Source organism: Bradyrhizobium sp. (assembly GCF_027451485.1).
Taxonomy (GTDB): domain Bacteria; phylum Pseudomonadota; class Alphaproteobacteria; order Rhizobiales; family Xanthobacteraceae; genus Bradyrhizobium.
Map to the genome: position 1 here is coordinate 26,091 of NZ_DAIDJE010000156.1, position 22,224 is coordinate 48,314.

Genomic DNA, 22,224 nt, shown 5'->3' on the forward strand with positions numbered 1-22,224 from the left:
TCGATCGGGGGCCGCTCTGCTTAAAGGACTTCTTACCTTCAGCCTGACCCGGCGCCCGCTGGTGCTGTTGGGGCTGCTGGCGTTCATCGGCGCCGGCATCTTCGCATTCTTCAGGCTCAACATCGAAGCCTATCCCAACCCGGCGCCGGTGATCCTGGAGATCACGGCGCAATCGACCGGCCTCTCCGCCGAAGAGATGGAACGCTACTACACGATCCCGATCGAGGTCGGGCTGGCGGCGACGCCCGGCGTCAATGTCATTCGCTCGACGTCGTTCTTCGGCCTCTCGTTCGTCCGCGTCGTCTTCGACTATGGCGTCGACTATTATTTTGCGCTGACCCAGACGGCCATCAACCTGCAACAGAACGTCAGCCTGCCCGGCGGGGTCACGCCGCAGATCCAGGGGACGAGTCTGGTCGGCGAAATCTACCGATACGAACTGGTTGGGCCGCCGCATTTCGGCTTGAGCAATTTGCGCACCGTGCAGGACTGGATCTTGCAGCGCCGGCTGCTCTCCGTTCCTGGCGTGGTGCAGGTCAACACCTGGGGCGGCACAACCAAGGAGTACCACGTCGACGTCGACCCGCAGAAGCTGGAGGCCTACGGCGTCACCCTTCAGCAGGTGATCAGCGCGCTCGGCAACGCCAACGTCAACGTGGGCGGCCGCACCATCAATATAGGGCAGCAGTCCGTGAACGTTCGCGGCGTCGGGCTGATGGAGACCGGCGGCGAGAAGGATCTGACGCAGGGCTACAAGGTCCGCGACATCGAGAACGTGATGCTCGCCTCGCCGAACGGCCTGCCGATCTACGTGAAGGATGTCGCGAAGGTGTCGGTCGGCTATGTGCCGCGGCTTGGCAAGGCCGGGCGGGACCACTCGGACGACGTGGTGGCGGCGATCGTCATCATGAACCGCACGCTGCACACCAATGACGTGGTCAAGCGCGTGCGCGCCGAGATCGAGAAGATCAATACCGACGGCAGCCTGCCGCCGGGACTTAAGCTGGTGCCCTTCTATGACCGCTCGACGCTGGTCGCCGTCACAACCAACACCGTCCTGCATAACCTGCTGTTCGGTTTTTTGCTGATCTTCTTCATTCAGTGGCTGTTCCTCGGCGACCTGCGCAGCGCGGTTATCGTCGGCATCAACGTTCCGTTCGCCCTGTTCTTCTCCATCATTATCCTCGTGCTGCGCGGCGAAGACGCGAACCTGCTATCGGTTGGCGCCGTCGATTTCGGCATCATCGTCGATGCCGCCGTGATCCTGGTCGAGAACATCTACCGCAATTTCCAGTCGGAGCCTGCGGAACGGCAAATGCTGCTGCAACACCTCGCCGAAAAGTGGTGGGGCGACGATCCCACCGGCGCCGGGCAGCCGTCTGCGGACGCAACATGGACCGACCGGCTTCGAATTATTCTGGTCAGCGCGCTACAAGTCGACAGGGCGGTGTTTTTCTCCACTGCCATCATCGTCGCGGCTTTCATTCCGCTGTTCACGATGCAGGGGGTGGAGGGCCAGATCTTCGGCCCGATGGCGCGAACCTATGCCTACGCGCTGGTGGGAGCGCTGCTGGCGACCTTCACCGTGACGCCGTGCCTCGCTTCGCTGCTGTTGCCCGCGCATGTCAGCGAGGTCGAGACGTTCGTCGTACGCGGCCTGCGCCGGATCTATCAGCCCGTGCTGCGCTGGTCGCTGCGGCGGCGGCCGGTCACGATCGCGCTCGGATGTGTCTTCCTCGTGCTCTCCGGTTTCGTCGGCTCGCGGCTGGGCAGCGAATTCCTGCCGACGCTTGAGGAAGGCAACCTCTGGATCCGCGCCACGATGCCGCCGACCCTGTCGCTCGAGGCGGGCATGCCGATCGTCAACGAGATCCGGGAAATCCTGCTGAAACATCCGGAAGTCATCACGGTGGTCTCGCAGCATGGCCGGCCCGACAATGGCAGCGACGCAGCAGGATTCTTCAACGCCGAGTTCTTCGTGCCGTTAAAGCCGTTCGACGAATGGCCGGCCAATCTGACCAAGGAAAAGCTGGTCGAGGAGTTGCAGGAGGAATTCTCCCAGAAATTCGTCGGCATTAATTTCAATTTTTCGCAATATATCCAGGACAACGTCGAGGAGGGCCTTTCAGGCGTCAAAGGCGCCAATTCCATCAAGATCGTCGGTCCGGACCTCACGACCCTGGAGAAGATCGCCAAGGAGGCCATGGCCGAAATGGCCAAGGTGCAGGGCATCACCGATCTCGGCGCGTTCTGGGTGCTTGGTCAGCCCAATCTCAACATCAAGATCGATCGCGAGAAGGCGGCGCGCTACGGCTTGAACGTGAATGACGCAAACACCGTGGTGCAGGCCGCGCTTGGCGGAACGGTAGCGACCAACATCCTGGAGGCGGATCGAAGCTTTGGCGTTGCCGTGCGTCTGGCGCCGGAATACCGCAACGACATCGAAAAGGTGCGCAACCTCAAGGTCGGCGTTCAGACCTCCGCCGGCACCGCCTTCATTCCCTTGAGCGACTTCGCCTCGATCACGCTCGACACCGGCGCCTCCTATATCTTCCGCGAACGCAACGAGCGCTTTGTGCCGATCAAGTTCTCGGTACGCGGCCGCGACCTCGCCGGCGCGGTCGAGGAAGCTCAGGAGCGCATCACCAAAAACGTCAAGCTGCCGACGGGCTATCGCATCGATTGGGCGGGAGAGTTCGAATGGCTGCAACAGGCCAAGAAGCGGCTCGCCATCATATTGCCCGTGACCTTCGTTTTCATCATGGTGCTGCTCTACGGGCTGTTCAATTCGCTGCGGAACTGCCTGCTGGCGCTGCTCGGACTTCCGTTCGCCGTCGGCGGCGGCATTCTGGGCCTGTATGCGTTCGGATTGAACTTCTCGATCTCGGCCGCAATCGGGTTCATCTCGCTGTTCGGCGTCTCGGTGATGAGCGGCATCCTCATCATCCACGGCTATTACAGGGTCGTCGGCCAGGGCGTCGCGCGGGAAGAAGCAATGTTCCAGGCGGTCGACCAACAGATGCGCCCCATTCTGATGATGACCTTGTCGGCCTGCATCGGCCTCTTGCCGGCTGCGCTTTCGACCGGCATCGGCAGCCAAGTGCAGCGGCCGCTTGCCACCGTGATCGTGGGCGGAATGCTGATCGGACCGATCATGCTCCTGGTGGTCGTGCCGGCCCTGCAGAGCTATTTCCTCGGACGGGAAGAGGAGCGTCAACCGCGTCCGCGCGGGCAGCAAGCCGAACAGACCTGAGCTGTCGATGCACGCAAGAGAGCGCCATCCGAAATCGGTTCGCTGTCACCCATGCTTTTCGGAACCCCCATTCCGAGAGGGGCCAATTTGGTCCTTGCCCTACTGATGCGGACCATGCGGCCGCTCTCGGGACGGTGTTCGTGGGGTGCCGCTACGCTTAAGCCCGAACCTCTGCCTCGGCGATCGTCGCGGCGCGCTTTGCAGGTGGAGTCATCAAACCTCCTCTGCTTCGGCCAACATCAATGTTGGTCATCGTAATAGGCTGGTAGCGACCCGCCGATTTGTCAATGTTCCCCTGACGATGTTAACGGCAGCAATGCTGTCGCATGATCGGCCCGATACATTTCGGCCTGGCTTAACTATGCAATCCTGGCGCCTCGCGGCCGGAGCGCGCGACATATTCGGTATAACCGCCGCCATATTGGTGGATGCCCTCGGGCGTCAACTCGAGCACACGGTTGGAGAGCGCAGCGAGAAAGTGCCGGTCGTGCGAAACGAAGAGCATCGTGCCTTCGTATTGCGAGAGCGCCGTGATCAGCATCTCCTTGGTCGCCATGTCGAGATGGTTGGTGGGCTCGTCCAGCACAAGAAAATTCGGCGGATCGTAAAGCATGATCGCCATGACGAGGCGCGCCTTCTCGCCGCCTGACAGAACGCGGCATTTCTTCTCGACGTCGTCACCGGAAAAGCCGAAGCAGCCGGCGAGCGCGCGCAAGCTTCCCTGGCCTGCCTGCGGAAACGCATCCTCCAGAGATTGGAACACCGTACGCTCGCCGTCGAGGAGCTCCATCGCGTGCTGGGCGAAGTACCCCATCTTGACGCTGCCGCCCAGCGCCACCGTACCGTGGTCCGGCTCGCTCTCGCCCGCGACCAGCTTGAGCAGCGTGGATTTGCCCGCACCGTTCACGCCCATCACGCACCAGCGCTCCTTTCGGCGGATCATGAAATCGAGCCCGTCATAGATCACGCGGCTGCCATAGGCCTTTTGCACGCCCTTCAGGTTCACGACGTCCTCGCCCGAGCGGGGCGCTGCCGGAAAGTCGAAAGCCACGCTCTGGCGCCGCCGCGGCGGCTCGACCCGTTCGATCTTTTCCAGCTTCTTCACCCGGCTCTGCACCTGCGCCGCGTGCGAGGCGCGCGCCTTGAAGCGCTCGATGAACTTGATCTCCTTCGCCAGCATCGCCTGCTGGCGCTCGAACTGCGCCTGCTGCTGCTTTTCGGTGAGCGTCCGCTGGGTCTCGTAGAACTCGTAATTGCCGGAATAGGTGGTAAGCGATCCGCCGTCGATCTCGACCACCTTGTTGATGATGCGGTTCATGAACTCGCGGTCGTGCGAGGTCATGAGCAGCGCGCCGTCATAATCCTTCAGGAACTGTTCGAGCCAGATCAAGCTCTCGATATCGAGATGGTTGCTCGGCTCGTCGAGCAGCATGACGTCCGGCCGCATCAAAAGAATGCGCGCCAGCGCCACGCGCATCTTCCAGCCGCCGGAGAGCGCGCCGACGTCGCCCTCCATCATCTCCTGGCTGAAGGAAAGACCGGCGAGCACCTCGCGGGCGCGGCCCTCCAGTGCATAGCCGTCGAGTTCTTCGAAGCGGTGCTGAACCTCGCCATATTGGGCGATGATCTCTTCCATCTCGTCGGCGCGATCGGGATCGGCCATCGCGGCTTCGAGCGCTTTCAATTCAAGCGCGACCGCGGCGACGGGCCCTGCCCCATCCATCACCTCAGCGACGGCGCTGCGGCCGGACATTTCGCCGACGTCCTGGCTGAAATAGCCGACGGTGATGCCGCGATCGAGCGAGACTTGGCCTTCGTCCGGCAGCTCGGCACCCGTGATCATGCGAAACAGCGTCGTCTTGCCGGCGCCATTCGGCCCGACCAGGCCCGCCTTCTCGCCCTTCTGAAGCGCAGCCTGCGCCTCAATGAACAGGATCTGATGGCCGATCTGCTTGCTGATATTGTCCAGTCTAATCATGCGGTGAGGGAACCCGGATCGAGAGTTTCGGGCCGCTCTTAGAGCATCATCCGGGGAATTGAAAGCGCCAGGAGCATGAGAGGCTTCGAGACGCCGCATTAAAGCGCGGCTTCTCGCCACGATGGTCTGATCGAGCCGCAAATCATGGCATCATCCTGAGGACCGCATTCGCGCGTCTCGAAGGATAGATACGGACGTCCTCGGGCTAAGCCATATACGGCTGCCCTGCCGCCTGCCAGGTAAAGGAGCTCAATCCCGCTTGAAGCGATAATTGAAGCGCTCGCCGTCGGCGGTGATGTAGCCGGCGGTCGGTGACGGGAAATGGATCGGCAGGATCAGCGTCTCGGTGCCGGCCACCTCGCGGAAGAATTTGCGCCGCGACTGCGCCGATTGCCGGGCGTCCCAGTCGGGCTTGGACGACCAGTCCACCTCGCGGCACTGGATCGCATGATGCATCAGGTCGCCGGCCACCACTGCCCGCTGGCCTTTGGAATGAATGTTGACGCAGCAATGGCAGGGCGAATGGCCGGGCGTTGGCGTCAGCGTGATGGTGTCGTCGAGTGCGTAATCGTCATCGACGAGTAATGCCTGCCCAGCCTCGACGATCGGCAGGCAGTTGTCGCGAAACACGGTGCCCGGCGGGTCGTTACGCTTGTTGTGCTCCGCCTCCCAGGCCGCATATTCGCGCTTGTGAAACACGTATTTTGCATTGGAAAAGGTCGGCACCCAGCGGCCGTCGCGCAGCGTCGTGTTCCAGCCGGTGTGGTCGATATGCAGGTGCGTGCAGAAGACGTAGTCGACCTGCTCGAAGCTAACGCCAAGCGCGAACAACTCGTTGCGCCAGCGCTCCTTGCCGGGAAAATCGAAAGGCGGCGGATGGCCCTTGTCCTCGCCGGTGCAGGTATCGACCAGGATGGTATGCCGGGAGTTGCGCACCACAAAGGTCTGATAGGTGATGACGATCTTTCCTGCCGCCTCGTCCCACACTTCCGGCTCCATCGACGGCAGGTGAGCGCGGAAGGTCGCCTCGTCATAGGCCGGAAAGAAATCCTGAGGCCGCCGCCACGGCCCCTCGCGCTCGATCACCGCATCGATGGTGACGTCGCCGATCCTGATCTGCTTCATGCCGAGCGCTCCCGTAGATTTTTTCCCAACGCGAACCTAGCGGCGCGTCAAGGCCGGTTCAAGCGAGCATGGTCGCATAGCTGGCGAGTGCGGCGAATTTGAAGTTCCTATCAGTGTCGCTGCGGGGTCAGCACACGAGCTTCAAATTCGAAGCCGCTACGAATATCCGCAACTTGCCGGACTCCATTGATTCCGAAGTCGGCATCCGAGGTCGCCGCGATATCATGCGACCTTCGGAATCGAAGCTCTCGTCCCAGCCACTTTACGGCTGCTCGGCCTGCAGCAGTTCGATGTAGCGGGCCGCCGATCGTTGCACGATCCCGGCACCGTCAGCCATCACCTGCCGCGCCGGAAAGGCGCCATAGATCCGCTCGAACGGCCACGGCTTCAATGTATCGGCGATCCGGCCCACGGTCGCGGCCGACAGCGGCATCATGTTTGGATAGCTCCAGAGAAAGGAGACGCGGCGCGCGTCTGCGGCGACCTGCACGATGTCGCCGCTCAAGAGCACACCGCGGCGCTGCGCGCCATCGGCCCAATGCAGCACCGTCCCGCCCGGAAAGTGCCCGCCGAGCCGCAGCAAGGTGAGTTGAGGCGCAATGGCCATTGTTTCGCCTTCCCAGTACCGGACCCTTGAATCCGGCCGCATCAGCCATTGCGCGTCGGCCTTGTGCAAGTGGATCGGGCAATCGAAAGCACGCGCCCAATCCTGCATGCAGGAATAGTAATGCGGGTGCGAGATTGCGATGGCGGCAAGGCCGCCCAACGTCCGGATCAACGCGTCGGTCGCCTCGTCGAACAGCGTGATGCAATCCCAGAGAATATTGCCGTGCGCAGTGCGGAGCAGCAGCGCGCGCTGGCCGATGGCAAAGCTGGGCGCGGTGTGGATCTCGAACAGACCATCCTCAAGCTTGCGCCATGCGTTGGCATGGCCTGCCGCCAGCCGCAGCGGCGTGGTCCAGCCCTGTCCGCTTCTCGGCACGAACTGCCGTTCATCCTCGCAGATCGGGCAGCTTGTGGGCGGCTCGCTCGCATCCGGAAAGGACGTCCCGCACGTGGTACAGATATGGATCGGCATCGGAACCTCCGGCTCGACCGACTCGCCACGGACAACGACAAAATCAGCGCGGCATATCCGACTGCACCGCGCCGGTGCAGGACGGGCTCTCCAAATGTCGCGGCCCGGACACGTTGCGGCATGCAATGCCGCTACGCTGAGCGGGGCCCCATCAACATCATAGCCCCAACATCTCGATCGCGGCGGATTTAACGTTCGGTTCGGTATCGCCGCCGCTCATATAGCGAACGTCCTATCCAAAGCCGCACCTGGCATCCACTTTACGAGTGCCCCTTTGGTTCTGACATTCGCAAACGAACTCTCAGCGACGTGGATACGAATGTCAGAACCGGGGCACCATCGTATCACGCCAAGCGGCGCGCTGCGCGGCGCCCCGGGGCGCGAAATCTCAGTTCTTCGTCTTGTCCACCAGCGCGCCCTTCTTGATCCACGGCATCATGTCGCGGAGCTTGGCGCCGACTTCCTCGATCGGGTGCGCGGCGAGCTTTGCGCGTGTCGCCTTGAACGAGGTCTGGTTGACCTTGTTCTCCAGCATCCAGTCGCGGGCGAACTTGCCGCCCTGGATGTCGGCTAGCACCTTGCGCATCTCCTTCTTGGTCTCGTCGGTAATGATGCGAGGACCGGTGACGTATTCGCCATATTCGGCGGTGTTGGAGATCGAGTAGTTCATGTTGGCGATGCCGCCTTCATAGATCAGGTCGACGATCAGCTTCACCTCGTGGAGGCATTCGAAATAGGCCATCTCCGGCGCGTAGCCGGCTTCCACCAGCGTCTCGTAGCCGCCCTTGATCAGTTCGACCAGGCCGCCGCAGAGCACGACCTGCTCGCCGAAGAGGTCGGTCTCGCATTCTTCCTTAAAGGTGGTTTCGATGATGCCGGCTCGGCCGCCGCCGACCGCGGACGCATAGCTCAGGCCGAGATCATGCGCGTTGCCCGACACGTCCTTGGCGATCGCGATCAGGCAGGGCACGCCGCCGCCGCGCTGATATTCCGAACGCACGGTGTGGCCTGGGCCCTTCGGCGCGATCATCAGGACGTCGAGATCTGGCCGCGGATCGAGCAGGTTGAAATGCACGTTGAGCCCGTGGGCGAACACCAGCGCCGCGCCCTTCTTCATGTTGTCGTGCAGGTGCTCGCGATAGATGTCGCCCTGCAATTCGTCGGGGGTCAGCATCATCACGAGGTCGGCCCACTTGGCGCCCTCGGCCACTTCGAACACCTTGAAGCCGGCGTTTTCGGCCTTCTTGGCGGAGGCCGATCCCTTGCGCAGCGCAATGGCGACGTCCTTGACGCCGGAATCCTTCAGGTTCAGTGCATGGGCATGGCCCTGGCTGCCGTAGCCGACGATCAGGACCTTCTTGCCCTTGATCAGGTTGATGTCGGCGTCGCGATCGTAATAAACACGCATTGGTCGTTTCCTCTGTGAAGGGGGCCGAAATCGGCCGATGGATCAGGCAATAAGGTCAGATGGACCGCGGGTCGCCCTGAATTTCCCGCGTGGTCTAAAACATTTTCCGCATGGGGGTAAACCCTCTTTCTGGCGTCCCGGCTCTGACATTCGTGCCCGTCGCAGCGAGTTCGTTTACGAATGTCAGAGCCAAAGGGACACCGGAAGCATTGGATTCCGGTGCGGACGAGCCATGGTTTCGGCCTACTCCATGAACACGGGATAGAGCGAGGCCAGCAGCAAGGCGGCCATCACAAGGTTGAAGGCGCGCACTGCCAGGGCTGAGGTCAGGAAGGGGCGCAGGGCGCTGCCGAACAGCGTCCAGGTCGTGATCGAGGCCGTTCCCATCACCAGGAAAATCAGCACCTGGAGCACAATGTTCATCGGGAAGCTTGCGATCGCCGCATAGGCTGTGATGGTGCCGATGATCGCGACCCAGCCCTTGACGTTCACCCACTGAAACATCGCGGCACCCCAGAAGGTCATGGGACCGCGCGCGGTCTCGCCTGGCCTTGGCGGACCGGACATTGCGATCATGACCGCGAGATAGACCAGGTACGCCGCGCCGGCATATTTGAGCATGACCTGCAAGAGCGGGAAGGCGATGAAGATCGTGCCGAAACCGACGCCGACCGCGCCGACCATGAAGGCAAACCCGATGACGACGCCGGTGATATGCGGCAGGGTGCGGCGAAAGCCGTGGGTCAGCCCCGAGGACATCACCATGATGTTGTTCGGCCCCGGCGTAAAGAACATCACGGCGGCGAACACCAGGAAGGCAACCAGCAGCGAGGGATTTTGCACGGTTACGCTCCCGCGGTCTTCGGAAGAGCTTGCGCACGTCTGGCGAGCAGCATGACGGCAATGCCGCCAACCACGGTCAGCATGCCCGCAAGGCGGAGCTTCCCAAACGTTTCGCCGAACACGATGCTGGAAGCGGCCGAACCGACGAACGGGACCAGCAGCGCGAACGGCACCACCTGCGCCGCCGGATGGTCGCGCAGCAGCCGATTCCACAGCCAGTAGGCGAAACAGGTGGAGACGAGGCCGATGCCGAGCATGGAAAGAACAACGCCAAGCGACATGTGCCGCAGTGCATGCCAGGTCGCCTGCGGGCCGTCGCTCATCAGCGCCAATCCGAGCAGCGGCACCGCGGCCACCAGGCAGAGCCACACCGATAGATCGAACATCGGCACGCCCTGGGCCCGCCGCAGCAGCAGATTTCCCGCCGCAAAGCACAGCGGCGAGAGCATCAGCACGGCGAAGGCCGAGACACTGAAATCATAACCGACGGTGCCGCAGATCATCAGGAGCCCGAAAGCGGCAATCGCGATGCCAAGGGTTTGCAGCCGCGACGGCCGCTCGCCGAATATGATCGCGGCGAAGCCGATGGTGAACAGTGCCTGGCTCTGCACGATCACGCTGGTGAGTCCGACGGGAACGCCATTCGCCATGCCGTAGGACTGCGCGAGGAACTGGCCAAGAAACAGCGTGAAGCTGATCGCGATCAGAGTTGGCCAGGAAACCTTCGGCCGCGGCACAAACAGGCAGGGCACCGCGGCAATGGTGAAGCGCAGCGCCGTCATCAATTCCGGCGACAATTCATTTAGCGCGATCCGGCTGAGGACGAACGCGCTGCCCCAGATCACCGCGACCAGGACGGCGAGGAAGACGTCGGCAGGTTTCATCGTTGTTTTTCCTGCCTCCTGGCTCCTGACCTGAACCCGTCATTGCGAGCCAGCAGGTGGTGCGAAATGCGCGCCCGATGACAAGCTCCGCGAAGCGACCCAGACTGTCTGATCTGGATTGCATCGTCGCTCCACTCCTCGCAATGACGATAGGACAAGATTTCAGCCCTGCTCGCCGTGTCTCGGCTTGCGCAACAGGTAAGTGCCGTGCAGCGGCGCCTGATAATCCGCCGAAATCAGCTCGAAGCCGGCGTCGGTAAGCATGCGTTCGATCACCCAGCCGAAGGTCGAGTACTCGTCGCGCATATGGGTGACAACGCTGTCGCGATTGAAATCGTGATTGGAAATGGAGAACTCGGCCCATTCCTCGATGTCGCGCTCGGTGCCGTCAGGGGTCCGCACAAAGACGATGTCGCGGAGGTAGAAATTCGCACCCGGCTTCAGTGCGGCAAAGATTCGCGACATCGCCACCGCCTTCCAGAAATCCGGCAAGTGATGTAGCGTGAATTCGCTGACGATCAGGTCGTAGCTTTTCGGCTGGTAAGTGAAGCTCAAAAGCCCTGCCGACTGGGTGCGGATCGCAACCCTGCGGTCCTTTGCTACGACCTGCGCCAGCGCCAACAGGGCCGGCGAAATATCGATCGCATCGACCTCCGCGCCCAGCAGCGCCGCCTCGCAGGCGAGCAGGCCATTGCCGCAGCCGATGTCTGCGACCCGCCAACCCGGCTTGACGTCCAGCATGGCAAGCGCGGCACGCGCCCGCAGGTCGCTGTCACCATGGCGATCGTAGATCGCGGCGACCGCGGAATCGATGCCAACCTGCCGCCTTTGGTTGTAGAACCAGTCGCGTGCCAGCATGGCTCACATCCCCTCGGCTCCACGGCCTATGGCGGCAACGCCCGTGCGCGACACCTCGACCAGACCCAGCGGACGCATAAGATCGATGAACTGGTTGATCTTCGACGAGTTGCCGGTGATCTCGAAAACGAAGCTTTCCGTCGTGGCGTCGATCACCCGCGCCCGGAACGCTTCCGCAAGCCGCAGCGCCTCGATGCGGTGCTCGCCGGTGCCGCGCACCTTGAGCATGCCGAGCTCCCGCTCGACCGAGCGACCGGTAAGCGTCATGTCGACCACGCGATAGACCGGCACCATGCGGTCGAGCTGGTGCTTGATCTGCTCGATCACCATCGGCGTGCCCGTGGTGACGATGGTGATGCGCGAGAGATGCTTCTGGCTTTCGGTTTCCGAGACCGTGAGGCTCTCGATGTTGTAGCCTCGCCCGGAAAACAGCCCGATGACGCGGGCGAGCACGCCCGGCTCGTTCTGCACCAGCACCGAAAGCGTGTGCGACTCGTTTGGCGCCTTTTGTTCTTCCATGAAGTAGGCGGATGCGGGCTGGTTCATTGTCGTCCCCCTTGAAAGGCTGTGCTCCCTCTCCCCGCGAGCGGCGAGAGGTGATGAAGAGAGCTCCGGCAAACGCCGGTCATGCCATCATCACCTTCTGGACGATGGGATCCGCCATCACCCAGGTGCGAAACAATTCGAAATCGATGTTGCCGCCGCTCAGGATCAAGCCGACGCGCCTGCCGCCAAGCCTGGTCTTTTCCCGGAGTGCGGCCGCAAGCGCAGCCGCGCCCGCTCCTTCGGCAAGGTTATGCGTATCGATCCAGTAAGCGCGGATTGCCGCAGCAATCTCGTCATCGCTGACCTGAACGATATGCGAGGCGCCGTTGCGGATGATTTCAAACGCCTCGCTATCCGGAACGCGCGTCGCCAGGCCATCAGCACGGGTATTGCTGGAGTTGGTGCTCACGACGCGGCCGGCCGCAAACGACAGCGCGTAGGACGGCGCCTCCGCCGATTGCACCCCGACGATCTCGGTCTTCAGCCCCAGCAGGTCGCGGGCCAGGATGCAGCCGCAGATCCCCGAGCCCTGCCCGATTGGCACATAAAGCACGTCGATATCCGGGGCGGCGCGGAACAGTTCAAGCGCATAGGTCGCAACCCCGAGCACGAGGTCGCGATGAAAGGACGGCACGATGTGCAGCCCTTCTCGTTTGGCATGCCGCTCCGCCTCTTCGCGGGATTCCTGGAAGTCGGCGCCATATTCAACGAGATGGGCGCCGAATGCCTTCATCGCGCGGTTCTTCTCGGTCGAATTGCCGTTCGGCACGTAGATCGTCAGTGGCAGCCTGTTGCGTTTGGCTGCAAAAGCGAGGCTCTGGCCGTGGTTGCCGCGCGTCGCCGAAATAATCCCCGCCGTTTGCGGCTGCTCGCGCTTGAGGCGCTCGACATAGACGATGCCGCCGCGGACCTTGAACGCGCCGATCGGCGTGTGGTTCTCGTGCTTGACGACGACGTCGGCAGCGAGCCGCTGTGCCAGGAGCGGCCATGTATATGCCGGTGTCGGCGGCATCGCCGCATGGACGATCTCCTGCGCACGTTCGAGTTCGGCGAGGCTAAACATGCTCGAACCTCGTCATCACACCAGCGCCTTGCCGCTCGCAAAGGCTTCCGCAGTCGCCTCGTCGTTGGCTTCCGCCGGCAGCAGCATCTCGTTATGCGCCTTGCCGGACGGAATCATCGGGAAGCAGTTTTCCAGCGCAGCCACGCGGCAATCGAACAGCACGGGCCGCTTGATCTTGATCATCTCCTCGATCGCGCCGTCGAGATCGGCAGGCTTGGTCGCCTGCAGGCCGACGCAGCCATAGGCGTCGGCGAGCTTGACGAAATCCGGCAGCGCCTCCGAGTACGAATGCGACAGGCGATTGCCGTGGAGCAACTGCTGCCATTGCCGCACCATGCCCATGTACTGGTTGTTCAGGATAAAGATCTTGATCGGCAGCTCGTACTGGACCGCGGTCGACATTTCCTGGATCGTCATCTGCACCGAGGCATCGCCCGCGATGTCGATGACAAGACTGTCAGGATGGGCGACCTGCACGCCGAGTGCGGCTGGAAGGCCATAACCCATGGTGCCGAGGCCGCCTGACGTCATCCAGCGGTGCGGCTCCTCGAAGCCGAAGAACTGCGCCGCCCACATCTGGTGCTGACCGACTTCGGTCGTGATGTAGACGTCCCGGCCTCGCGTCGCCTGGAACAGCCGCTGGATCGCGAATTGCGGCAGGATGACATCGTTGTTCTTCTTGTAGGACAGCGAATTGCGCGCGCGCCATTTGGCAATTTCGGCCCACCAGGCCCTGAGGTCGGGCTTCCCGGCCTCCGCCTTGAACACCTGCAGGAGATCGCCGAGCACGTTACCGGCATCGCCGATGATCGGCACATCGACACGGATGTTCTTGTTGATGGAGGAGGGATCGATGTCGATATGGATCTTCTTCGATCCGGGCGAGAACGCATCCGTGCGTCCGGTGATGCGGTCGTCGAAGCGTGCGCCGACGCACAGCATGACGTCGCAATCGTGCATCGCCATGTTGGCCTCGTAAGTGCCGTGCATGCCGAGCATGCCGAGCCAGTTCTTGCCCGATGCGGGATAGGCGCCCAGCCCCATCAGCGTCGAGGTGATCGGAACTCCCGTGACATCGACCAGTTCGCGCAACAGTTTGGCGGCCTCGGGTCCGGAATTGATGACGCCGCCACCGGAGTAGATCACCGGCCTTTTTGCACCAGCGAGCAGCGCCACAGCCTTGCGGACTGCCATCGCGTCGCCCTTGACCCGCGGCGCATAGGAAATGTGGACGTCCGACTTGCGTGGAGGATGATAGGTGCCGGTGGCAAACTGCACGTCCTTCGGCACGTCAACGACGACCGGCCCGGGACGGCCGGTGGTTGCGACGTAGAATGCCTCGTGCAGCACCTTGGCGAGGTCGTTGACGTTGCGCACCAGCCAGTTGTGCTTGGTGCACGGCCGCGTGATGCCAACGGTATCGCATTCCTGGAAGGCGTCGTTGCCGATCAGATGGGTCGGCACCTGACCGGTAATGCAGACCAGGGGGATCGAGTCCATCAGCGCATCGGTCAGCGGCGTCACCATGTTGGTGGCGCCCGGCCCTGAGGTCACCAGCACGATGCCCGGTTTGCCGGTGGAGCGTGCATAGCCTTCCGCCGCGTGGCCGGCGCCCTGCTCGTGGCGCACCAGAATGTGCTCGACCTCGCTCTGCTGGAAAATCTCGTCGTAGATTGGAAGCACCGCGCCGCCGGGATAGCCGAAGAGGTGCTGCACGCCATGATCGATGAGCGCGCGCACGATCATGGCGGCACCGGTCATCTGGTTCGGATCGTGGCTCTTGTCACTCATGGCTGGCTCCGGATGCGCCGTTCCTGGCGCGATGTTCTCGTTGACGTGGTTCGGGAAATAAAAAAGGGCCCGAAGAGGCCCCGTGCGCACCGCCTGAATTTGGATGGCACCTAGCCATCCCCGGCGATGCGCCTGGGTACTACGGTGATAAGAAGTTTGGTAATAATATTTCGCATAAGACCGCTCAGGCTTCTCGAAGGTTGCGCGACCATACCGGCCGGATGCCGAAAGTCAAGCGCATCGCGTTTCAATTGGAAGTGTAACCGGCTTCCGGGCATTCGGCGAGGCTGAAAATGCTGCAGTCGCGGAAAAAGGTGCCATCATGGTCCCACAGCTGGCGGCTGGTCGTCCCGGCGCGGGCGGGGACGACGACCGGCTATGGGAGACCATCCACCCACTCCGCCGCCGCATCCGGGGACATCCATTCGAATTCCGGCAGTTGATGCCGAAACCAGGTGAACTGCCGTTTGGCATAATGACGCGTATCTGCGCGGCCGATCTCGCTGGCTTCTTCGCGGCCGATCTCACCTTCGAGATGCCGGATCAGTGCCGGTACGCCATGCGCCTTCATCGCGGGCAACAGCGGATCGAGCTTGCGCGCCGCAAGCCGGGCGACCTCTTCCAGCGCGCCATGTTGCAGCATCGTCTCGAATCGCGCGTCGATCCGCGCGTAGAGCGCATCGCGCTCGGGCGCCAGAAACAGCGCGCGAAACGTGCCCGGTGCCAGAAGCGGCGGCAGGGCTTCGCAGTGCCAATCCAGGAGCGAACGCCCGGTCGCCTCGATCACTTCCAGAGCGCGGGCAATGCGGCTGCGGTCGCGCGGCTCCAGACGTTCGGCATAGGCCCGATCGCGCCGCGCAAGCTCGGCATGCAGCGCCTCGACACCGTCGCGATCGAGCCGCGCGCGCACCGCCTCGCGTATCTCGCCTGGAATCGGCGGCACCGCCGACAGGCCCCGCGTCAGCGCCTTGAAGTAAAGGCCTGAGCCGCCGACGAAGATCGGCGGCCGCTGTTGCGCGCGCACCTCTGCGAGCACGCGGGCAGCATCGCTCACCCAGCTTCCTGCGGAAAAATTCACCGCGGCGTCGACGTGGCCGTAGAGCCGATGCGGAACCTCGGTCTCTTCCTCCGCCGACGGACGCGCCGTGAGCACGCAGAGGTCGCGGTAGACCTGCATGGAATCGGCATTAATGATGACGCCGCCGGATTTTCGGGCGAGTGCGAGCGCCAGGGCCGACTTGCCGCTGGCGGTCGGCCCTGCGATAAGCACGGCATCATTGACGTCAGTCCGAAGATTCATGTCGCTTGTCGCCACACTGATCTGCAATCCCAATAATCCGGCGCTGGATAGCACGGTGCTTGACGGCGCGCGCGCGCTTCTTCCCTTGTCCCAGCCTCCGCAATGGCTGTGCGACGAAGTCGCTGCCGACATTCGCTTCGGCGACGGCCGCGAGGACGTTGCTGCCATGGCCGATCGCCTGCGCGAGGCGCGCGCCGACCTGCCGATTGATATTGTCGTGCAGCCGCAGGCTGTGCGGCGCAAGAGGCTTTTTCTTGCCGACATGGATTCCACCATGATCGGCCAGGAATGCGTCGACGAACTGGCCGATTTCGTCGGAAAGAAAGCACATGTCGCCGCGATCACCGAGCGCGCCATGCGCGGCGAGATCGCTTTCGAGCCCGCGCTGCGCGAGCGCGTCGCGCTGCTCAGGGGACTGTCGGTCGACGTCGTCGACAGGGTGATCGCCGAGCGGATCCGGCTTACGCCAGGCGGCCGCGAACTCGTCGCAACCATGCGCGCGCACGGCGCCTATACCTGCCTGATCTCCGGGGGCTTCACACTGTTCACGCAGCCGATCGCCGCCAGGATCGGCTTCCAGGAGAATCGCGGCAACGAGCTGGTCGTGCGCGATGGCAAACTGACCGGCGAGGTCAGCGAGCCGATCCTCGGCCGCGACGCCAAGCTTGCCACTCTGCTCGAGCTTCGGGAAAGTTTCGACCTCGACAATATCGACACGCTTGTTGCGGGCGATGGCGCCAACGATCTCGGGATGATCGGTGAGGCCGGGCTCGGCGTCGCCTACCACGCCAAACCCGCGGTCGCAGCGGCAGCAGCAGTGCGCATCGACCATGGCGATCTCACCGCGTTGCTCTACGCGCAAGGTTTTGCGCGCGAGGAGTTCGTGGCCTGAGCCCTTGGACAATCGGCGTGCGGCGTGGCCGCTGGCCGAGCTTTCAAGACCGCCAGAACAATTCGAACGGCATGCGCGTGCTTTGAAGAAACATCGTTCGTATATCGGCCACGATACGAAATATTCTTTGCACCTTGCGCTGCCGTGCCGATCTCGCAATTTGATGCAGCGCAATGACTTGTCACAGAGTCATGGTATAGTTCAAACTAAGTCAGGGAGAGTCCAAGGAGCCGAAACGTGGTCGCAGAACATGCGGTCGCAACATCGAATCCAAAGGATCTCTCCCATGCAACGTCCCTTCGCCAAGACCGTTCTCGCAACCACCGTTCTCGCCTTCGCCGTGCTGGAAAGCGCTGCCGCAGGGGCTGCTGAACTTCCCACATTCGGAGTCTCTTCGTTCCCAGCCACACCGCTGCAGGTGTCCGTGATGGGTTCGGCAGGCATCCAGGAGCAGGCAGCGACACCGGCGCTGGCGCGTAACGGCATGCCTGCTTCGCCGCATCAGCTCGCCGTACTCACGCCGCGACACCGCAAAGTGAGCGAGGCCGATCACAGCACCGTCGGCGCGGTACATAACTGGGACAGGCATTTACGGAAGCCGCATGCTCAACTGTCATGACCCGCGAAAGCGGGTGATGACAGTATACCGGAGCCGCTTGTTACTCACCGAAAGGCCGTGGCGTTCGGATCCCCGTGCCGCCCGGCCCGGGGCATCCATCAAAACCTGCAAAAGTTCCTGCCGAATAGGGATCGCCGGGCGCATGCCCAGGCCGAAGTGGCTCCAGCCTCGCAGGCAGACCGAGCCCGGGCAATGACGACCAGTCGCGGCTCCTACCGCATGCTCAGCTCGACGGTGCGCAAGTCACCGTCGGCGTTCGAGACCAGAAGAACCACGGACTTCTTGCCGTCCTTCTTCATTTGCTCGATGCGCTTCTTGATATCGGCGGCGCTCGCGACCGCCTGCTGCGCGACTTCGACGATGACATCGCCGGCCGATATCCGCTTGCCGGCGGCATCCGAAGAGTTGTCGACACCGGTGACGATGACTCCTTTGATGCTGTCCTTGATCTTGTAGCGGTTGCGCAGGTCCTTGCTCAGATTGGCGAGGTCGAGTCCGAGCGCCTTTTGCGTGACCGTCTTTTCCGAATCCGGAGCCGACTTCGCGGCAACCGGCTGCGGCTTGTCGTTGTCTTCCAGCCGGCCGAGCGTGACCTGCTTGGTCTGCTCCTGGCCCTTGCGGATAACGACGACGTCGACCTGCTTGCCGACCGGCGTGTCGGCGACGATGCGCGACAGGTCCTTCGGGTCCTTGATGTCGTGGCCGTCGAACGTGACGACCACATCGCCCGGCTCGATGCCGGCGGGCTTCGCCGGCCCCTTGTCGTCCACGCCCGCTATCAGCGCGCCCCGCGCGGGCTTGATGTTCAGGCTTTCGGCGATCTCATCGGTCACCTGCTGGATACGCACGCCGAGCCAGCCGCGGCGCAATTCGCCGAACCGCCGGAGCTGATCGACCACGCCCGCCACGGTCTTGGAAGGCACCGCAAAGCCGATGCCAATCGAGCCGCCGGTCGGCGAGATGATCAACGTGTTGACGCCGATCACTTCGCCGTCGAGGTTGAACAGCGGGCCGCCCGAATTGCCGCGATTGATGGCGGCATCGGTCTGGATGTAGTTCTCGTAGGTACCGTTCGCGATGTCGCGGTTGCGCGCCGAGACGATACCCGCGGTCACCGTGCCGCCGAGGCTGAAGGGATTTCCGATCGCGATCACCCATTCACCGAGACGCAGTTTGTCGGAATCGCCGAACTTCACCGCCGTCAGCGGATGCGGCGGCTTGAATTTGAGGACCGCCAGATCCGTGCGCTTGTCGATGCCGACAATATTGGCCTTGATCTTGGTGCCGTCGTTCAGGATCACGTTGATCTCGTCGGCGTCGGCAATCACGTGATTGTTGGTCACCACAATGCCTGAGGTGTCGATGATGAAGCCGGATCCGAGCGAGGTGGTCCTGTGCGGCTGCAGGTCGCCGCCCCGCTGGCCGCCGCGGTGGTTCTTGAAGAAATCGTCGAAGAATTCCTCGAAGGGCGAGCCCGGCGGCAGCTGCGGGACCGCGTCCCGGCGCTCGCCCGGACCGCCCTTGGCCTCGACGGTTTGCGAGGTCGAAATGTTGACCACCGCATCGATCACTTTCTCGGCAACGTCCGCAATCCCGTCGGGCCCGCGCGCAAGGGCCGGCGCGGCCGGGATCAAAAGCGTCGCCGCCCCGAGCCATGCCGCCGCCAGCACGGGGCGCAGGCCATGACGCAAGGCTGTGGTTACTACGGTCATATCGGTTCTCTCTCGCCGAACGCGCAAAGTTGAGCGGCCACAGGCCGCCTGGTTGAAGTTCCTGCATCGCAAACCGCGTATTCCATCAGGGACTTCAACTGGAAGGCGGCACCAGGATTAAGGGTTCACCGGAGTGATCGTTTCGCAAATTCGTGAAACTGGTTGCCGCAATTGAGCACGAACTTCGAAACAGAGTGCGCCCGAAGGGTTGGCCGCGCAAGCATTTGAACTGACCATTTCGGCGAAAAACGGACACTGCGCAACAAGCCCGCATCGACAACCCAAATCCACTTCATCATTCGGGGTCGATGACGCGCCACTGGGCGTCTGGAGGTCTCGTGCCCGGGGCAAAACTGAACATCAATCTTGTCGCGCCGCCCAGCCGGAAAACGAACATATGTTAACGGCGGATCAGCCAGATCAGGAACAAGCCCACGACGGCCGAGCCGATGCCGGCCGCTCTGAGGATATGATCGGGCGTTTCCAGCGCGCTCTTCATCGCCCGCTTCAGCCAAAGGGGAGCGGCTGCGAACATCAGACCTTCAATCACAAGCAGGATTCCCACACCGATGAGGAAGTCGGCGAACGCTATGGACCTCATCGGATGGAAACCTCCCGCTTGAACTTTTTCACGGGCGAAGCGGCATGGCTTCGCCCTTATAATCACGTCATCACGGCTTTGCTGGCGCTGCCGCTGCTGCCTCGGGAGGCTTCGGCGGCTTGCCGCCGGCGCCGCCGAAGAAGCGGAAGAAATCCGAATCCGGCCGCAGCAGGAGCCGCGTGTCGTTGCTCTTGAGCGCCGTTTCATAGGCCGTCATCGAGCGATAGAACGCGAAGAAATCCGGATCCTTGCTGTAGGCCTCGGCAAACAGGCGGTTGCGCTCGGCATCGCCCTCGCCACGGATCTGCTCGGCCTTCGAATTGGCCTCGGCGACGATCACGGTCGCCTCACGGTCGGCATTTGACCTGATTTCCTGCGCCTTCTGGTTGCCCTGGGCGCGGAACTCGGCGGCCTCACGCTGCCGTTCGGTCTTCATGCGCTGATACACCGCCTGGCTGTTCTGGTCGGGCAGGTCGGCGCGCCGAATCCGCACATCGACCACCTGAATGCCGTAGTTGCCGGATTCCTTGTCGAGTTGGTCGCGAATTCGCCCCATCAAGGCTTCGCGCTCGTCACGCACCACCTGGATCAGCGTAACTTCGCCGAGCACACGGCGCAGCGCCGAGTTCAACAGCGTGGTAAGCTGGAGATTGGCAGCCTGGATGGTGCCGACGCTCTGGTAGAATTGCAGCGCGTTCTTGATGCGATAGCGGGCAAAGGCATCGACCACGAGCCGCTTCTGGTCGGAAGCGATGACTTCCTGTGCCGGATTCTCCAGGTCGAGGATGCGCTTGTCGATCGGGATAACGGCGTCAGTGAACGGCACCTTGAAATGCAGGCCGGGATCGGTGACGACCTGAACGGGGGCCCCGAAGCGAACCACAAGCGCCTGTTCGGTCTGCTGCACGGTGAAAACCGAGCTGTAACCGACGACGAGCAGCAGCAGGACAAGCAGCAGAACCATGATACCGGTGACGGGAGACCTCATCGCACGCCTCCCGGGCCTTGCTGCGCCGCCGGACCTTGTGATCCCTGCCGCGTCGTCAGTTCGTTCAGCGGCAGATACGGCACGATGCCCTGTCCTGATGGTCCGGCGTCATAGATGAGCTTGTCGGAATTGCCGAGAATGCGCTCCATCGTCTCCAGATAGATCCGCTCACGTGTGACATCGGGGGCCTTCTTGTATTCCTCGTAGACCTTCAGGAAGCGCGCGCTCTGGCCCTTGGCCTCGGCGACCGCCTGCTGCTTGTAGCCCTCGGCGGCCTGGATGATCTGCGCGGCGCGGCCCCGTGCTCCGGGCACAACCTGGTTGGCATAGGTCTGCGCCTGGTTTTGCAGGCTCTCGAGCTCGGTCTTGGCGTTCGTCACGTCGTTGAAGGACTGAATGACGTCCTGGTTCGGCGGATTGACGTTACCCATCTGCAACTGCTGCACCAGAATGCCCGAACCGTAGCCGTCGAGCACCCGCTGCATCAATTCCTGAACCTCCAGCTGGATCTTGTCCTTGTCATTGGTCAGGATGCCCTGAATGTTCGAATGGCCGACCACCTCGCGCATCGCGCTTTCGGCGACCGCCTTCACGGAGCCTTCGGGGTTCTGGATGTTGAAGAGATAATCGGCGGCACCGTTCGGCTTGATCCGCCAGAGTACGGTGAACTGGACGTCGACGATGTTCTCATCGCCGGTCAGCATCAGGCTTTCTTCGGGGATGTCACGCGGGACCTCGCGGCCGCGCCGCGCTGTCCCGTCGGTGGAAAATCCGATGTTGAGCGTGGAGACGCGCAGCGCCTTCGGCAATAGCACGGTCTCGATCGGATAAGGCAGATGATAGCTCAGCCCGGGGCCGACGGTGCGCACATGCTTGCCGAAGCGGAGCACGACGCCGAGTTCATCGGGTTGAACGCGGAATAGCCCGGAAAAACCCCAGATCGCGAGGACGGCCAGCAGCGCAATTGCAATGCCAAGCCCGCTGAAATAACCGCCGGGAAGAAACTGCTGCATGCGGTCCTGGGCGCGGCGGAGAAGATCTTCGAGGTCGGGCGGCCTGGGCCCACCACCGGTCGGCTGCGGTCCGGAGCCCCATGGTCCCTTCGGACCCGAACCCCAGGGACCTCCGCCCTGATTCTTCCACGCCATACAAATCTCCTTCAAGGCCTTCGGGGAACGGTCAAGCCCCTGCCCGGCATGCGGCCACGTGGGGCTTTATAGGGGACGGCACCTGCCCTTACAACGCGCGCCTTTGGCCCGGCAGAGCTATGTCGAAGGCCCCGATT

Annotated in this window: 18 protein-coding genes; 3 read left to right on the forward strand and 15 right to left on the reverse strand. The window is 62.6% G+C overall.

Translation table 11 applies throughout. The features are described 5' to 3' along the window. Positions 1–16 precede the first annotated feature (16 nt). The gene (locus NEZ08_RS19085) at positions 17–3,253 is read left to right on the forward strand and encodes a CusA/CzcA family heavy metal efflux RND transporter (RefSeq protein ID WP_298110517.1); all 3,237 of its coding nucleotides are present in this window, start codon (positions 17–19) and stop codon (positions 3,251–3,253) included. A 355-nt stretch (positions 3,254–3,608) separates the two neighbouring features. Here the strand turns inward: NEZ08_RS19085 and NEZ08_RS19090 are convergent, their stop codons facing one another. The 11 genes from NEZ08_RS19090 to miaA form a co-directional block, all read right to left on the reverse strand. Next, positions 3,609–5,231 (reverse strand): ABC-F family ATP-binding cassette domain-containing protein, encoded by a 1,623-nt coding sequence (locus tag NEZ08_RS19090; RefSeq protein ID WP_298110276.1) that lies wholly within the window; start codon positions 5,229–5,231, stop codon positions 3,609–3,611. Between the two features lie 249 nt (positions 5,232–5,480). Then, positions 5,481–6,356: an MBL fold metallo-hydrolase gene (locus tag NEZ08_RS19095; RefSeq protein ID WP_298110278.1), complete on the reverse strand. Its 876-nt coding sequence runs from the start codon at positions 6,354–6,356 to the stop codon at positions 5,481–5,483. A gap of 262 nt (positions 6,357–6,618) precedes the next feature. After that, positions 6,619–7,434: an MBL fold metallo-hydrolase gene (locus NEZ08_RS19100; protein ID WP_298110281.1), complete on the reverse strand. Its 816-nt coding sequence runs from the start codon at positions 7,432–7,434 to the stop codon at positions 6,619–6,621. Positions 7,435–7,822: 388 nt separating this feature from the next. Further along, positions 7,823–8,842 carry a ketol-acid reductoisomerase gene (gene ilvC / locus NEZ08_RS19105; protein WP_298110284.1) on the reverse strand — a complete coding sequence of 340 codons (1,020 nt, stop codon included), beginning with the start codon at positions 8,840–8,842 and terminating at the stop codon, positions 7,823–7,825. A 243-nt stretch (positions 8,843–9,085) separates the two neighbouring features. Continuing rightward, entirely contained in the window at positions 9,086–9,637 is a 552-nt protein-coding gene (locus tag NEZ08_RS19110) for a LysE family translocator (protein ID WP_298110519.1), read from the reverse strand. A 50-nt stretch (positions 9,638–9,687) separates the two neighbouring features. After that, positions 9,688–10,569, reverse strand: a complete 882-nt coding sequence (locus NEZ08_RS19115) for an EamA family transporter (RefSeq protein WP_298110286.1) — start codon at positions 10,567–10,569, stop codon at positions 9,688–9,690. 162 nt (positions 10,570–10,731) lie between these two features. Further along, positions 10,732–11,427, reverse strand: a complete 696-nt coding sequence (locus NEZ08_RS19120; RefSeq protein ID WP_298110288.1) for a class I SAM-dependent methyltransferase — start codon at positions 11,425–11,427, stop codon at positions 10,732–10,734. Between the two features lie 3 nt (positions 11,428–11,430). Further along, on the reverse strand, positions 11,431–11,973 hold the full coding sequence (gene ilvN, locus NEZ08_RS19125; RefSeq protein WP_298110290.1) for an acetolactate synthase small subunit: 543 nt from the start codon (positions 11,971–11,973) through the stop codon (positions 11,431–11,433). 79 nt (positions 11,974–12,052) lie between these two features. Then, the gene (locus tag NEZ08_RS19130; RefSeq protein ID WP_298110294.1) at positions 12,053–13,036 is read right to left on the reverse strand and encodes a threonine dehydratase; all 984 of its coding nucleotides are present in this window, start codon (positions 13,034–13,036) and stop codon (positions 12,053–12,055) included. Positions 13,037–13,051: 15 nt separating this feature from the next. Then, on the reverse strand, positions 13,052–14,827 hold the full coding sequence (locus NEZ08_RS19135) for an acetolactate synthase 3 large subunit (protein ID WP_298110296.1): 1,776 nt from the start codon (positions 14,825–14,827) through the stop codon (positions 13,052–13,054). Positions 14,828–15,203: 376 nt separating this feature from the next. Continuing rightward, on the reverse strand, positions 15,204–16,127 hold the full coding sequence (miaA, locus tag NEZ08_RS19140; protein WP_298110300.1) for a tRNA (adenosine(37)-N6)-dimethylallyltransferase MiaA: 924 nt from the start codon (positions 16,125–16,127) through the stop codon (positions 15,204–15,206). Here miaA and serB point away from each other — a divergent pair. Next, the gene (gene serB / locus NEZ08_RS19145; protein ID WP_298110302.1) at positions 16,126–17,019 is read left to right on the forward strand and encodes a phosphoserine phosphatase SerB; all 894 of its coding nucleotides are present in this window, start codon (positions 16,126–16,128) and stop codon (positions 17,017–17,019) included. The two genes, miaA and serB, sit on opposite strands and share 2 nt — an antisense overlap. 286 nt (positions 17,020–17,305) lie before the next feature. Next, positions 17,306–17,638 (forward strand): hypothetical protein, encoded by a 333-nt coding sequence (locus NEZ08_RS19150; protein WP_298110305.1) that lies wholly within the window; start codon positions 17,306–17,308, stop codon positions 17,636–17,638. Between the two features lie 212 nt (positions 17,639–17,850). Here NEZ08_RS19150 and NEZ08_RS19155 read toward each other — a convergent pair whose 3' ends face one another. From NEZ08_RS19155 to hflK, 4 genes are all read right to left on the reverse strand, one after another. Further along, a complete protein-coding gene (locus NEZ08_RS19155; protein WP_298110308.1) occupies positions 17,851–19,350 on the reverse strand; it encodes a Do family serine endopeptidase in 1,500 nt (499 codons plus the stop codon). 400 nt (positions 19,351–19,750) lie between these two features. Then, complete coding sequence (locus tag NEZ08_RS19160) at positions 19,751–19,951, reverse strand: DUF2065 domain-containing protein (protein ID WP_298110311.1); 201 nt, start codon at positions 19,949–19,951, stop codon at positions 19,751–19,753. Positions 19,952–20,021: 70 nt separating this feature from the next. After that, positions 20,022–20,939: a protease modulator HflC gene (gene hflC, locus NEZ08_RS19165; RefSeq protein ID WP_298110314.1), complete on the reverse strand. Its 918-nt coding sequence runs from the start codon at positions 20,937–20,939 to the stop codon at positions 20,022–20,024. Next, a complete protein-coding gene (hflK, locus tag NEZ08_RS19170) occupies positions 20,936–22,087 on the reverse strand; it encodes an FtsH protease activity modulator HflK (protein ID WP_298110318.1) in 1,152 nt (383 codons plus the stop codon). The genes hflC and hflK overlap by 4 nt, the downstream gene beginning before the upstream one ends. Between the last annotated feature and the right edge of the window lie 137 nt (positions 22,088–22,224).